The organism is Streptomyces sp. NPDC093261, from assembly GCF_044753645.1.
Lineage (GTDB): Bacteria > Actinomycetota > Actinomycetes > Streptomycetales > Streptomycetaceae > Streptomyces.
This window is the reverse complement of record NZ_JBIVNO010000034.1, coordinates 34,765-47,512: the sequence shown is the minus strand read 5'-3', so window position 1 is coordinate 47,512 and position 12,748 is coordinate 34,765. Positions and strand designations below refer to the sequence as shown.

Sequence of the window (12,748 nt, the reverse complement as noted above, 5' to 3'; positions counted from 1 at the left end):
TCCGAGTAGTCCTTCATCGCCATCGGCGGTGTTCTCGCTTCCTCCGGATCAAGCAGATCCAGTATCAGCGTGTCCACCACTCAGGGGGAGGTCCCGGTCCCTGCCGTTCCCGTTGAGGATGTGCTGATGCTCTGGCATGGGCACAGCATGCGGTGGTGTTGCGCCTTCTGTCACTAACGCGTTGATGCGACGAAGCCCAGGCCGGGTGGATTGGCTTCGTGTGCGTCTGTGGTGCCGTGTGAGGGCACACTTGTTCACCGAGAACGTGTCGCTGCTTCTGACCTGTGGTCAAGCGGCTGCGTGGCCCTGTCGCTTGGTGACGAGGTTGGCGAACGACTGATCACGAGGCTCATCGGGACCGACATGGGTAAGGACGTCGTTGTGATGCCCGGTGACGGCCCATCCCTCAACATCCCCTGAGTCGCCGGTCGTTCGGGGGCTGGACCAAGACGTTCACCGACCCCCGCCTCTGCGCGGCCATCGTCGATCGCCTGACCTTCAACGGCACCATCATCGAGACCGGCCCGAGTTCTACCGACTCGCCCAGACCCGGGCCAAGCAGCAGGCCGGCCGATAGCAGGACGCGCACACATCCGCCGGACCGTCGTGTGGTTTGATCACGCCCGACGAAATCGTCGCGGCGGTGGGAGGACACGATGGCGGCTCGCGCGGTGCTTTTCGCCCTGGACGCCCAGGACGCCGAACGCATCCTGGCCTGCCCGGGTGATGACGAGGTCATCGAACTGGTCGAAGAGGTCGAGGACCGTTGGGACATGGACCACCTCTTCGAACTCGACAAGTCCTGGGATGCCCTGCACCGCTGCTTCACCGACGGCGACCTCGCCTTCGAGAACGGCGAGTACCCCTTGTCGCACGTCATCCTCGGAGGGGTGCCCCTGCACGAGGGCGACGACTACATCGTCTGCTACGTCGCCCCGGACCAGGTCCGCGAGGTCGCAGCAGCCCTGGAACCCCTGGGCAACCAGTGGCTGAGCAATCGCTTCGCCACGCTGACGTTCGAGGCCTACCAGGGTACCGGCGACGCCGAGGACATCGCCTACACGCAGGCCTTCCTGCCGGGGCTGAAGAACTTCTACCACACCGCGGCGCAGAACGGCCGCGCGGTCATCTTCACCGTCGATCAGTAGGCCGGGGCCGCCCCGAACCGGAAGACACTCTCCGCGAAGTCCCCGCTCGGACCAACTCGGACCGGAAAAGTGGGGCCACTTCGCGTCGTTACCGCCGGCTGACCCCGCTACCGTGTTCCCGGGGGTGTCCATCACGCCGCAGCGGCTGGTCTGCGACGCCATGGGCGGTTGGGTGGCCAGGCTCCGTGGCACGAACGAGCAGTACGTGTACGCGCGGACCTTCCTTGACCGGAGCCGCACCGCCCCCTACGGGTGGCCGCTGCCCGGGGCCGGCCCGTATGAGTGTCGGGAGATCGGCCCGTATGGGAAGTTCTCCGGGTTCTTCGTGGTGAGGGGCGCCCTCCGGCGCAAGGTGCAGCTGGTGACCGCGGAGGACGCCGCGCGCATGGCCCGCCGGATGGGTCCGCAGGCTGCCGAGTCCTGACCTGCGGTGGTTCGGCAACGGTTCGTCGTTCTCCTCCCCCCGCACAAGGCAGGCGGTTGTGGGGGCTGACCTGCACTTTTCTGGTGCGAGGGCACTCGTCTGGCACGCGGGGGAGAAGCAGAGTACGACGACAGGCAGTCACTCGGATATTCGGTGCCTCAGCCTCAGTGAGAGCTCGTCGCGAATGTCTGCCGCGAGGACTCCGCCCTGACCCCAGGTGACGACCAGATCGGCCAGGTGGCGCAGTTTGATGTCGGTGCACATGGACGTCTCGCGGAGCACGTCCCAGGCTTCGGCGGGTGTCATCTGTCCCACGGCGATGATGACACCGATCGCCTGGTCGATCACCGCGTGGGAGATCAGTGCATGCTGAAGCTGAGCAACCTGCGTTTCCAACTGCTTGATCCGGTGGGGCTGGGTCTCCGGCTCCTGGACCGCGCCCGGGAGCTTGCCGGCGTGGGCTTCCACGTCGCCTCCGTGGTGTGGGGGTGGTCGGCGTTCCATGTGCCCTGCCTTGCGTCAGGTATGCCCCTGCTTGATCCGGGGGCCTGTCCCCCCACCGTCACGTCACACGGAGGGGTGAGCGTGCGACATCCGGCGCTGCCGTCGCTCGAGCTGGTCGCCACCACGCCGAGGATTGCGACAGGGCGGACCTTCGTGAGGGTGGGCACTGGTGCCCACCCGTCTACCTCTCCGCCTCGTTCTCGAAGTGCAGGGAGATCGACTGCAGGACGTCCGCTGTGGAGACATCGGCGCGCCCCCCGTCATGGACTTCGGCGAGCTGTACGAAAGCGAGCGCGAACGCGGAAGTGATCTGGGCGATGGCCGGCCCGAGCTCCTTGCTCACGGCGGCTGCGACCTCTTGAGCGCTAGCGTCGGCGGGAACCTCGATCCGCGGCAGCATCTCCTCGAGGAGCGCGGAGACCGCTTCGCTCTGCGTCACGTCACCGTCGGGGTTCTCGCGCACTCGGCGCCGCAACTCCAACGCCTCCGTCAGGATGCCAACGACCCGTTGCATGATCTCTCGCTGCTCCATGCGGGCATGGTACGCCGCGGCGCCGGCAGGGCAGCGATTACCGCCCCGACCTCGGCGGTAGCGCCGTCGTCGACCGTCATACCTTCATCGGCACCAACACCGAGGCCGGCACCGACTCCTACCGCCTCGCCGGCACTCCGCGCCCGAGGCCAGGAACCCGCCAAGACCGGCTGAGACCTTGCCCGCGGTGCCGGTGTACTGCCTGGGCACGCACGGCGTGGCGTCAGCGTCCTCGAGGAAGCCGGTGTCGTCGACGATCAACGCCTCCGGCCGGATCACGTCCCGCGTCTTCCACGTGGGTTGGCGGAGTCCTTGGGCATGGTCCGCGCAGCAGGTAGCCTGCGAGGAACCAGGAGCATTCCCCGGAGCGGCCTCATGGAGATCACATGGCGTCGGATCGAGGAGCAGGACTTCCCTCTGCTGCGCATGTGGCTCCGGCAACCCCATGTGAAGCGTTGGTGGAATCACGAGACCACAGCCGACGCGGTGGCACGCGACTTCGGTCCCGCTGCCCGAGGCGAGGAGCCCTCGGAGGACCTCCTCGCCTTCCTCGAAGGTCGACCGGTCGGTCTCGTACAGCGTTCACGCCTGCGCGACTACCCCGAGTACCTGGCCGAGCTGGCGGCCATCGTCCCGGTACCTGACGGCGCGATGACCATCGACTACCTGATCGGCGATTCCCGTCAGACCGGCCAGGGCATCGGCACGGCGATGATCCACTCCGTCATCGTGCGAACCTGGGCTGAACACCCGGCCGCCCCGTGCGTTCTCGTCCCGGTGGTGGCAGCCAATCGTCCTTCGTGGCGCGCGCTCGAGCGAGCAGGGCTGCGCCGGGTCGGGGTCGGAAACCTGGAGCCGGACAACCCGGTCGACGACCGGACCCACTACCTCTACCGCGTCGATCGGCCGGGGACCGGCGGCTGGCGGTCTCACCTGCCCGCTGACCAGAACGCTCAGCCTCGCCCAAGCACACATCCGCCAGGTGGAACGCTCAGTCACACTTGCTGTGACCGTGCACAGTAGTTGGCCCGTTGGGCCAGGTCCGTGCTCAGCCACGTGAGAGACGTCGAAGCCGGCCGGACGGGTCAGGGTGTGGGCGAGGCCTCGGTGAGTGACATCCAGGCGCGGACCGTCTCCTGGCGCGAACCGCTCGCTGTGCTCGCGGCCACTGCCTCCGCGTCCTCGACAGAGCACGGTGTACCTGCTCGGGTGAGCAGGACGAGTGGCCACTCGGGGCCCGCGCCGGCCGGCTCTCCATCGAAGGCGCCCCAGTCCCAGGGCCCGTCGTGTCCCGGTCCGCCGCCCGAAGGGCCAGTCCGAGCAAGCCCTCCACGTCGACACCCGAACGGCAAACGGCCTGGTCAGGTGCGTCCGAGCGCTCGGCGAGCGGGCCGCCGCCGAGCTCAAGGAACGCTGGCGCGCGCTCAAGCATGTCATGCTCAGCCCGTGCCGCATCGGCGACATCGCCCGCGCCACCCTCGTCCTCAACAGGCAATGGAAGTGATCCTCGTGTCGTGAAGACAGTCGCGGCGGCGATGTCGCGCCGTGGGTTCGAATCCCACAGGCTCGACGCCAGAACGGTCTCCGACTAGCAACACCGGTCGGGTGGCCGTGCCACTCGTCCGCTGAACTCAGGAATCGAGGACGGCAGCGACGGCCTCGATCTCGACCAGCTGGTTCTCATAGCCAAGTACGGTGACACCCAGCAACGTACTTGGGACATCATGATCACCGAACGCGTCCCGGACCACCTTCCAAGCGGTGACCAGGTCCTCGCGCCGGGCCGAGGCGACGAGGACGCGCGTGCTGACGACGTCCTGGAGTGTTGCACCGGCGGCGGCCAGAGCCGTCTCCATGTTCTCGACTGCTTTGGCAGCCTGGCCCGCGTAGTCCCCGATCGCTGCCGTGGAGCCGTCGTCGTTCAGCGGGCAGGCACCAGCGAGGAAGATCAGGCGGGAGTCGGCGGGTGCCGTAGCCGCGTAGGCATACTCGGCGACGTCGGAGAGCGAGGCGGAGCGGATCAGAGTGACGGTACGAGGCATGCCGGTCAGTCCTTTCGCGTCGAAGGTTGAGCGCGGGCATTTTGCCAATGCTCTGCCGGGGCCCGCCTCCCATTTCCTTACCGCCCCCACGCGATGAGTGGCTGCGTCACGGGTCCCACCCGCAGCCGCAGCCGCCGGCATGGCCAGGGGACCTGTTCGGGCGGGCCGATCCGCCCGACTCGCACCACTCATTCACGAAGATCATTTCCCTGAGAAAACGTCACTCACTGTCCTGTCGCTGGAACCCGAGCTGTACGCGGCCACCGGCATTACTCCACTGAACCCGGCCTGACCTTCGGCCTGGCGGGTCTGCGGTGCGGGCGGCAGACGCTTGTCAGGACGGTGGGTATGGAAAACGAGACGACGACGCACGACGTGGCTTTGTTCACGAGACACGGTTCTGGTCCAAGCTCTGTGGAGCGGTGACGCTGAGTGTTGTCGACCGCATGTGATTGGGTGCGCGGAGAGTTCTGCGGCCCTCACCTTCGGGGGGATCATCTATGTCTCAGTACCCATCGCTGACTCGGGCCCAGACGGAGGCGCTCGTGGACCTCGCCTGGTTCATCGAGAGCGCGGACGACGAGCACATGGATCAGGACGATGCGGTGAAGGCACTGGAGGGTGTCGCCGCGGTGGTGGATCGCATGTCATGCGTGCAGAGCTCCAGCAGGTGATCGAGGCAATGACCGCAGCCGAGACCGATCCTGGGCGCCGTGAATTTCTGGAAGCGTTCCCGGACGGCTTCGGACTCGTGGAGTAGCCGCCAACCGGGTCCGGTCAGGAAGCGAGGAGGACTCGCTTCCTCAGGAGCGCAAAGCCGGCGCGTCCGTACATCTGGCGCTTCACATTTTGATTCGGTTGACGTGGCCTTCGACGACGCCGGAGCTCCAGGGAAGGATCGGGCCGGCGGTGACGGCGGCGGCGGTCGACGGCGAACGGGATTCGTGGACGGAAGCCGGCTGCGGTAATCCGCTTGATGCGCAGTCGGGTGGACGTGTCAGGCTTGCGCGGTGATGGTCGACCTGGCCCCCGGTTATCCGACCGGGGACGATGTGGACCCCGCGCGTCATCCCTTCGACAGCGCTTGGGTGCCGCAGGTCGTGCGGTCGCTCGGGCCCGCCCAGAGGGTGCCCCGTCGCCCCGGCCTGGCTCTCGCCGACCCGGCGATGAGCGGATGGAGCCTGGACACGGGCCGACCCTGGGCCGACGCGATGTCGCACGCCCTCGCCGAGCACTACGGCCACTGGACCGTGGGCTGGCGCTGGGCGCACGACGAGGGGGACTTCGACGGAGGACCGGTCGGGAACTGGTGCTGCCCCAGGGACTCGATCACCACCCCGGAGGAGACCCTCGCCCGTGTTGTCGCGGCGCTCAGCGAGTGGCGCGAGTGGTGACCTGGGCCCCCGCCGGCCCGACTGCATCGGCATACCCGGTGCCCCTGCCGCTGGGGGTGTGGCTGTGGCTGGTCTCTCCCCAGCCGTACTTGCCGGTTCCCGCGTCGGGCGGCATACCTCAAGACGTCCTCCACGAGGACACGCTCCCGCAGCGCCCCAAGTACCTGTTCCGGGCCGACCGGGGAACGTTCCAGCACACCTTGGCCCGGCTGCCGGGCGTTCGCAGCCCGTGGCTGCGAACGATCCTCGAGAACCTCACGCAGGACAGATCGGCCGCCCTCTTCCAGGGCCTGCCGCGAAAGTGGATCAAGGTCGTAGATGATCACCGTTTGTGGGGCGTGGTCATCTGACGAACGGCCAGTGAGCCCGCTTGGAACCCTGGCTACCTGTTGGTAAGCCAGTCTTCCGCGGACCTGGACGCATCGAAAACTGCCGCTCCCGTCCGGACGGAGTCCGCGCCGGCCGGGCCTACGGCTCGCGCGCGAATCGCGCCTACCTGCGCAGAGGCGGCGTGCGGTGCACCATCCCGGAGAAGGCCGACCAGATCCGCAACCGCAAGAGGCCCGGTTCCCGCGATGGCCGCCCGCCGAAGTTCGACAAGGGCGACTACGAGCAGCGGCACGCAATCGAATGCGGGATCAACCGACTGAAACGCCATCGCGCGGTCGCCACGAGATACGACAAACTCGCCGTCCGCTATCACGCGACCGTGCTGGTCGCAGCCATCAACGAGTGGCTATGACCAGCACGGACCTGATTCGTCCTAGCGGTTGATGTCGAGTGCTGTTCCGTACAGCCGATCCACCTTCAACCGAATGACCACTCGGCGCTCGGCAACCAACTGCTCCAGAAACGCGTCTTCGTTCTCCGGCTTCGCAGCCTGCGGGATCATTCCGAGCAGTTCCCGACCAACCGCATCACCAGGAACCGTCGTGATCTCCGAGACCTCGGCCTCGCCTTCGGCCACGGCGAACGACCACACGTCGCCGCCCTGCACATGCAGTGAGGCACGCGGATCGCGCCGAAGGTGCCCGACCTTGATGCGGTCGACCGTCGTTGCGAACCGCACGATGCGGGCCTCGGAGTCCCAGCTGTACAGCATGGTGGTCAGGTGAGGATGGCCACTGCGCTTGACGGTGGCGAGCGTGCCGAACTGCTGCTTGCCAAGCAGGTTGGAGAGGGCTTCGTCGGACAGTGGGCGAGGCGCTGGTCCTTGAGTCATGACGTGATCAACATCCGTAGCCGTCTAACAATTTCGTGGACACAGTGAGCCCCATCCCCACTTTCACAACACGCCCTGCTAGGGCTTGGTCAGGTTCACTCGTGGCTGGCGTGTCCATCCGGCTGCGGGTGTTGTTTGGGTGGTGCGACACCTGGGGAGACGGCCGAGGTCCGGGAGGACCTGGAGGCGTTCACGGCGGAGTTGTTCGACGCGTTCTTCCGTGCTGACCAGCGGCGGTGGGGCAGGTGTGTGTGCGGTGGCCGTGCCAGGGCAGCCAAACCACCAAGGTCAAGCGTGACGGGGAGCGCCCTCGGCATCGCTGGACGGCCGACTCCTACGTCGCTGGCCGACGGAAACCAAGCCGTCACCGGACGTCGATGGTGACCTTCCAGAGAATGACGACGTGGGGGCAGGCGCGCCCAGGGGCCGCGACGACGCAGCGGCGGTGCGCGGTGATGGTGCTGCGGCCGACCTGCACGGCTCGGAAGGCGGCTTCGGCGTCGCCGTTGGCGACGATGTGTCCCGAAGACCGTGACAGCACGCGGGCGTCGGAGGCCGTGGGTACGTCCCACACCCATTTCTCCCCGCCAGCCGACATGGCCTTGAGGTTGACCTTGACCGTGTCGCCGGATTGGACGGCGACCGTCCTGCCGTTGTCGGCGTTGCTCAGGGCCACGGGCTGTGCCGCCGCGTGGGCATCAGGAAGCGCTGCCGGAGCGCTCAGCGCGGTAGCTGCAAGCGCCGTGGCGGCGAGAACATTCCTACCAAACACGGTGGTCCTCCTTGGGGCGTGGCGTACGCACCCAGTCAACAGGCCCCACAGCGGCCAAGATCCTTCAACGCGGAGCAGTTCACCCGAATGGAGACCGGTGAGTGTGCTGCCCATGCAGCATCGCCCCTCAACGCGGGACCTGGACCCCATACCGCCGCAGCCGAGGCGCGAACGGCACCTCGCAGGTGCGTTGTGTCCAGGGGGCTCCCCGCCCGGCGCCGCTCCCCAGCTCCTGCTGGGTCTCCTGGATCCCAGGTTCGGCGTTTTCCGCTTGTCGGAGCGCTTCTGCGCGCAGCCGGGGTCGTGCTGGCCTATGCCCCGAGGCCAGCCCCGCTCCGAGTACCGGCCGGAGGGGCCGGGGGAGGGCGAGCAGTTGGTGGAGCTGCGCCGCTCGGAGACGGCCGTGGATTGTGGACGATGGATTGTGGGCGCTGATCGAACCGCTGCTGCCACCGTGGCCGGAGCGGTCGCCGGGGCCATGGCCGGTGGCGGACCGACTCTGTCTGCAAAGCATCCTGTCACCTCCTCTACAACGACGTCGCCTGGCAACTCCTGCCGCTGGAGCTGGGGTCCGGCTCTGGGCAGACCTGCTGGCGTCGCCTGGGGCGGTGGCAGCAGGCCGGCGTCTTCGACCAGCCGCACCGCGTCCTGCTCGCCGAACTGAACGCGGCCCGCGAACCCGACTGGTCACGGGCCTGTGTGGACGGCTCCCGCATCCGCTGGAATAAGTGGGTGCGGACACCCGTCCGTCGCCGGTCGACCTGCGACGGACGGGGAGCAAACACCAGGTGATCTGCGACGGACGCGGCACGTAAGAACAGCTGGCAGCTCCGGGAGTGGGGCGGTCACCGAATCCCGGACGGCTTCCAGCGGCTACTGCTCCCCACCGCGACCGCTCCCCAAGATCTGTACCGGAACCGTGCCCTCACGGCCCTCCCGAAATGTGGATCAGAGCCGCAGAAGGCGCGGGAGCGATGTGCTGCGTTACCTGATGCCGTGGATGGCTTGGGGATCTGTGACCGAGAGGGCCGGCTCGGCTTTCACGGCGGTGGGAGACGGCGTCACGTAGACCGGGGTGGGGTCGGGTTCGGGAGCGCAGGTCTTGGCGATGACGCCTTTGCCAGTGGGAAGGCGGCCGTCTCGTAGGTACGCGGTGAAGGTGTCGTCCAGGCAGGCGTTGCCGTGGAAGAGGATCTCGTGGAAGCTGCCACCGTTCTGGACGACGAGTTTGGATCCGGGCAGTGCCTCGCGCATGGCCAAGGCACCCGGGTAGGGGGTGGCGGCGTCCTCGGTGGCCTGGAAGAGCAGGACGGGCGGCAGGCCCTTGCCGGTGATCTTCAGTCGGCCGGCCGGGTTGCCGGGATAGGGCCAGAACATGCAGGCGGCGTTGTACCACATGTTGTTGTAGGTGTAGAAGGGTGCGACGGCGTTGACCTTGGCCTGGTCCCTCTTCCAGAACTCCCAGTCCCGTGGCCAGTCGTTCTCGGCGCACTGGACCGCGTTGTACGCCGGGAACGTGCCGTCGTCGGCACCCGGAGCCGCGTACAGGTTGTAGGCGGTCTGCAGCGGGCGGGTGTCGTTCTTGGTGAGGTAGGCCGACAGCACGGTTGCCATCTGCGGCCACCGCAGGAAGTTGTAGCCGCCGCCGTAGAAGGTGTCTTCGAACTCTGCGGGGCCGATCTTGCCGGGGGCCGGGGCGGCAGGCACTGGGCTGGTCCGCAACGCGGCCTCTATCCGGTAGTACTTCTGCTCCACGGTGGCGGCGTCGGTGCCCAGGTGATAGACCGAGTCGGCCTTGGCAGTCCATGCTGCGAAGGCGTCGAACCGGCGTTGGTGCTCCTTGTCCTGCAGGATGTTGTGGTCGTACCAGCTGATGCTTGGGCCGACGATGCTGTCCAGCACCATCCGGCGCACGTGCGATGGGAAGAGCTGGCCGTACGTCGAGCCCAGTGAGGTGCCCCACGAGCCACCGTAGAAGTTGATCTTCTGGACGCCGAGCGCCCGCCGGATGCTGTCCATGTCGCGCGCGTTGTCGACGGTGGTCATGTGCGGCAGGAACGAGCTCCAATTCGTGGCGCAGTCGGCGGCGTAGGTGGCCGACTTCTCGAGCCATGCCTTCGACGTGCCCTGGCTGACCTGGTAGTCCGGCCGTTCGGCGTCGAAGAAGTGTGCGTCGCACGTGACGTGGGGTTCGCTGGCGTTGGTGCCGCGTGGGTCGAAGCCGATCCAGTCGTAGGTCGAGGCGACGCCACGAGGGATCTTTGCGGAGATGTAGGCGGGCATCCACAGGCCGGAGTCGCCGGGACCGCCGGGATTCAGAAGGATGGGGCCCTGCCGTTCGCTGCTGGGCGCGGTGGCCGGGAGCCGGTCCAGCTTGATTTTGATCGTGGTGCCGTTCGGGTGCGCGTAGTCCAGGGGCACTTCGAGCATGGCGCACTGCAGCGCGGGAGTGGTCGCGTCATGGCAGGAGCTCCAAGTGAGCTTCCCCTGACCAGAGTCCCCTGGCGCAGTCAATGAAGCGGATGCAGGCGTGATACCCGCACAGACTCCGCCGATGGCGGCCACGACCGATAACAACGCTCGAACTTTTGTCATGGAAGCATCATGTGGCATGTGCAATATCACATACCATCCTCACCGCGCGCGTTACTCAACCGTGACTATCCGGGCATATGTGCTCGGCATGCCCTCGAAGGACGGCTCGACCGTGCGGATCGAGGGAGCATTCGAGGGCTCGACGCAGCACCGGGGAACGATACGACGACCGGCAGGTCTCACAGACAGTAAGTCGAAGTCCCGATCGGGGTTTCGACGCAGTCGCATGATGTCTGGTTCGTGATCTCGCAGCCGGCCAGACCAAAGCTCTGCGCTCTGCGGCGGGCAGGCTTGCATGGACCGGCTGCCATTGATGAGTCGCATCGGGTACCGGTACAAGTGACGAGTGACAGAACCTCTTGCCCCCCGCCCAGATGGCCGCGTCGCCCCGAAGACGGGGCGGTGGACCAGACAGTCAGCGGGTGCGACCTTCGCCGCCGTCGCAGCGTTCGCCATCACTCGCGACGTTACGTTCGGCTTCTTCAGGCAGACGCTGCCCGACTGGGCGTACACGGCTACCGTCCTCGCGGGACTTGCTGTATCGGCTGTCGCCCACGGCCTTGCCGTGATGTGGCTCAGGCGTTTGCCATAGCAGGGCTCATGGCGGGGCTTCAGGGTCGTCGCGGGGGCATCCGGTTCGTGGCGATCTGCCAGCTTGGCGGCCGTCCGGGAACGTGACAGGCGCGGGCTGCGAAGATCATGGATTGCTTCAACCCCCATGACCCGAGGTTCAGTTCCCTCCACTTGCCTGTGTGCTGGGGATCAACAGATGTGCCCGGTGGGCGCGGTACCACGCGGCGCCTCCGCTGACGAGAGCGGCATGGGCGTGCATACCCGGCGCCGCCCTGCGTGAGGTTCACCTGCAGCGACTTCGTCGACGCGCCCAGTGATCACGCGGGAAGTGTGGCCGAAACTCCGGACAGGAAATCCTGGACCGCCGTAACACGGATGCAGTCTGCCGGAGGGCCGTGCTTGGATGCGGTCAACGCGGCGCGAGGGCAAGCCAGTTGCCGGCGATTCCTTGCGTCACCGACTCAGGGAGACACGTCTTGCGAATACAGATCGTCAGAAGTCTCACCATCTCAGCCCTGGCGGCGGGACTGCTTGTCCCGGCCGTCGCGTCCTCGCAGGCGGCCGTGGAGCAGCCGGCGGCCTCAGCGGTGATCCAGGCAGACATCGCGCCGGCGGCCGTGCAGACCGCTCCACCGGCCACCGCCGCGGGGGCGGTGGCCGCAGCGCCGAGGGCGAACGCCACCTGCAGGGTCGACACGATCTTGATCAACCGGTTCAGCGAGTGTGAGTGGGCCACCGTCCGCGTCGAGGTCATCCGCGTCATCAACAATGTCCCCCGACAGGTGGGCACGGCCACGTTCACCGTCCGGCACTCGATGACCCTGCACTCGACGTCGGCGAACTGGGGAGAGAAGTTCCAGCTCTCCAAGGCCCGTACCACCGGCGAGGGCAAGGGCATCACCGTCAACGTCACCGCCACGGCCGGGAACGGCACCAGCGCGAAGACGCACTACGGGCCGCACCTGCTCGATGCGGCCTCGAGCGGCAGCGTCACCTACACGACCGGGCCCATGCGCAAGGGACGTATCAACAACAAGACCCAGACCAGGTACGTCTTCAGCTTCACCAAACCGGGTTACGTCCCCGGCTCGACGGGCTACAAGTCGGCGACCTGGCGGTGTGACAACTACTACGGCACCTCCGGCTGCGCCATGACCGACGCGCCCACGGCGGTGTCGATGGTGGGTATCCCGTGGATCGATGACGGGATCCGCAAGCTCCGCGCCCACGGCGGCCACTACGGCGACCCGAACGGTGGCAAGCCCCTGCACTGGATGATCAACACCAAGAAGAAGAACGACAACCGGAGGGCAGTCTGCGGGGGCCGCACAGCGCCGCCGGACATGAAGCGGGTGGGGCGCACCTACTGTGACGAGTACCCGTTCGCCTCAACTTACGAGGGCGGCAAGAAGCTGCCCGCCTCGCAGCGCGAGACGACGTGGGTGAGCCCGAACGAGAACAACACCCAGGGCGCCCGGATCACGAACTGGCGTCGGCCGATGCACGTCATGGACCACGACCCGTTCTACGTCGTCGCCTGAC

14 protein-coding genes and 3 pseudogenes are annotated in these 12,748 nt (G+C 67.0%); 10 read left to right on the top strand and 7 right to left on the bottom strand.

Features of this window, described 5'->3' with window-relative positions:
- Positions 1 to 419: 419 nt before the first annotated feature.
- The 3 genes and pseudogenes from ACIP94_RS37280 to ACIP94_RS37270 form a co-directional block, all read left to right on the top strand.
- Positions 420 to 577, top strand: a pseudogene (locus ACIP94_RS37280) (ATP-binding protein); the annotation flags it as partial.
- A gap of 79 nt (positions 578 to 656) precedes the next feature.
- A complete protein-coding gene (locus ACIP94_RS37275; RefSeq protein WP_402436210.1) occupies positions 657 to 1,148 on the top strand; it encodes a DUF1877 family protein in 492 nt (163 codons plus the stop codon).
- Positions 1,149 to 1,272: 124 nt separating this feature from the next.
- Positions 1,273 to 1,572, top strand: coding sequence for a hypothetical protein (locus ACIP94_RS37270; RefSeq protein ID WP_402436207.1), 300 nt, complete (start codon positions 1,273 to 1,275; stop codon positions 1,570 to 1,572).
- Between the two features lie 138 nt (positions 1,573 to 1,710).
- Here the strand turns inward: ACIP94_RS37270 and ACIP94_RS37265 are convergent, their stop codons facing one another.
- The 3 genes from ACIP94_RS37265 to ACIP94_RS37255 all read right to left on the bottom strand — a co-directional run bounded on the left by ACIP94_RS37265 (position 1,711) and on the right by ACIP94_RS37255 (position 3,055).
- Positions 1,711 to 2,040, bottom strand: coding sequence for an ANTAR domain-containing protein (locus tag ACIP94_RS37265; RefSeq protein ID WP_402436204.1), 330 nt, complete (start codon positions 2,038 to 2,040; stop codon positions 1,711 to 1,713).
- A gap of 217 nt (positions 2,041 to 2,257) precedes the next feature.
- On the bottom strand, positions 2,258 to 2,608 hold the full coding sequence (locus ACIP94_RS37260; protein WP_402436201.1) for a hypothetical protein: 351 nt from the start codon (positions 2,606 to 2,608) through the stop codon (positions 2,258 to 2,260).
- 84 nt (positions 2,609 to 2,692) lie between these two features.
- Positions 2,693 to 3,055, bottom strand: a complete 363-nt coding sequence (locus ACIP94_RS37255; protein WP_402436198.1) for a transposase — start codon at positions 3,053 to 3,055, stop codon at positions 2,693 to 2,695.
- Between ACIP94_RS37255 and ACIP94_RS37250 the strand changes: the two genes are divergently transcribed.
- A complete protein-coding gene (locus tag ACIP94_RS37250; RefSeq protein ID WP_402436195.1) occupies positions 2,984 to 3,631 on the top strand; it encodes a GNAT family N-acetyltransferase in 648 nt (215 codons plus the stop codon). The two genes, ACIP94_RS37255 and ACIP94_RS37250, sit on opposite strands and share 72 nt — an antisense overlap.
- Positions 3,632 to 4,239: 608 nt before the next feature.
- On the opposite strand, the gene ACIP94_RS37245 is transcribed toward ACIP94_RS37250, so the two are convergent.
- Positions 4,240 to 4,650, bottom strand: a complete 411-nt coding sequence (locus ACIP94_RS37245; protein WP_402436192.1) for a RidA family protein — start codon at positions 4,648 to 4,650, stop codon at positions 4,240 to 4,242.
- A 500-nt stretch (positions 4,651 to 5,150) separates the two neighbouring features.
- On the opposite strand from ACIP94_RS37245, the gene ACIP94_RS37240 reads away from it, so the two are divergent.
- From ACIP94_RS37240 to ACIP94_RS37225, 4 genes and pseudogenes are all read left to right on the top strand, one after another.
- The gene (locus ACIP94_RS37240) at positions 5,151 to 5,324 is read left to right on the top strand and encodes a hypothetical protein (RefSeq protein ID WP_402436189.1); all 174 of its coding nucleotides are present in this window, start codon (positions 5,151 to 5,153) and stop codon (positions 5,322 to 5,324) included.
- 336 nt (positions 5,325 to 5,660) lie between these two features.
- Positions 5,661 to 6,044, top strand: coding sequence for a hypothetical protein (locus ACIP94_RS37235; RefSeq protein ID WP_402436186.1), 384 nt, complete (start codon positions 5,661 to 5,663; stop codon positions 6,042 to 6,044).
- Positions 6,044 to 6,394, top strand: a pseudogene (locus tag ACIP94_RS37230) (hypothetical protein); the annotation flags it as partial. The gene ACIP94_RS37235 and the pseudogene ACIP94_RS37230, both read left to right, overlap by 1 nt.
- Positions 6,395 to 6,414: 20 nt before the next feature.
- Positions 6,415 to 6,786 carry a hypothetical protein gene (locus ACIP94_RS37225; RefSeq protein WP_402436184.1) on the top strand — a complete coding sequence of 124 codons (372 nt, stop codon included), beginning with the start codon at positions 6,415 to 6,417 and terminating at the stop codon, positions 6,784 to 6,786.
- Positions 6,787 to 6,807: 21 nt separating this feature from the next.
- Here the strand turns inward: ACIP94_RS37225 and ACIP94_RS37220 are convergent, their stop codons facing one another.
- Both ACIP94_RS37220 and ACIP94_RS37215 read right to left on the bottom strand, forming a co-directional pair.
- On the bottom strand, positions 6,808 to 7,266 hold the full coding sequence (locus ACIP94_RS37220; protein WP_402436181.1) for a TIGR03618 family F420-dependent PPOX class oxidoreductase: 459 nt from the start codon (positions 7,264 to 7,266) through the stop codon (positions 6,808 to 6,810).
- A 364-nt stretch (positions 7,267 to 7,630) separates the two neighbouring features.
- Complete coding sequence (locus ACIP94_RS37215; RefSeq protein WP_402436178.1) at positions 7,631 to 8,038, bottom strand: hypothetical protein; 408 nt, start codon at positions 8,036 to 8,038, stop codon at positions 7,631 to 7,633.
- A 480-nt stretch (positions 8,039 to 8,518) separates the two neighbouring features.
- On the opposite strand from ACIP94_RS37215, the pseudogene ACIP94_RS37210 reads away from it, so the two are divergent.
- Positions 8,519 to 8,830 (top strand): annotated as a pseudogene (locus tag ACIP94_RS37210) (hypothetical protein); the annotation flags it as partial.
- A gap of 192 nt (positions 8,831 to 9,022) precedes the next feature.
- Here ACIP94_RS37210 and ACIP94_RS37205 read toward each other — a convergent pair.
- A complete protein-coding gene (locus tag ACIP94_RS37205; RefSeq protein WP_402436175.1) occupies positions 9,023 to 10,468 on the bottom strand; it encodes an alpha/beta hydrolase in 1,446 nt (481 codons plus the stop codon).
- A 1,214-nt stretch (positions 10,469 to 11,682) separates the two neighbouring features.
- Here ACIP94_RS37205 and ACIP94_RS37200 point away from each other — a divergent pair.
- Entirely contained in the window at positions 11,683 to 12,747 is a 1,065-nt protein-coding gene (locus tag ACIP94_RS37200) for a NucA/NucB deoxyribonuclease domain-containing protein (protein ID WP_402436173.1), read from the top strand.
- Position 12,748 lies beyond the last annotated feature (1 nt).

Excerpts from the sequence above, each read along its gene's own strand:
- ACIP94_RS37250 (WP_402436195.1), top strand. The coding sequence starts at position 2,984 with ATGGAGATCACATGGCGTCGGATCGAGGAGCAGGACTTCCCTCTGCTG.
- ACIP94_RS37245 (WP_402436192.1), bottom strand. The coding sequence starts at position 4,650 with ATGCCTCGTACCGTCACTCTGATCCGCTCCGCCTCGCTCTCCGACGTC.
- ACIP94_RS37255 (WP_402436198.1), bottom strand. The coding sequence starts at position 3,055 with ATGGGGTTGCCGGAGCCACATGCGCAGCAGAGGGAAGTCCTGCTCCTC.
- ACIP94_RS37240 (WP_402436189.1), top strand. The coding sequence starts at position 5,151 with ATGTCTCAGTACCCATCGCTGACTCGGGCCCAGACGGAGGCGCTCGTG.
- ACIP94_RS37220 (WP_402436181.1), bottom strand. The coding sequence starts at position 7,266 with ATGACTCAAGGACCAGCGCCTCGCCCACTGTCCGACGAAGCCCTCTCC.
- ACIP94_RS37260 (WP_402436201.1), bottom strand. The coding sequence starts at position 2,608 with ATGGAGCAGCGAGAGATCATGCAACGGGTCGTTGGCATCCTGACGGAG.
- ACIP94_RS37275 (WP_402436210.1), top strand. The coding sequence starts at position 657 with ATGGCGGCTCGCGCGGTGCTTTTCGCCCTGGACGCCCAGGACGCCGAA.
- ACIP94_RS37205 (WP_402436175.1), bottom strand. The coding sequence starts at position 10,468 with ATGCTCGAAGTGCCCCTGGACTACGCGCACCCGAACGGCACCACGATC.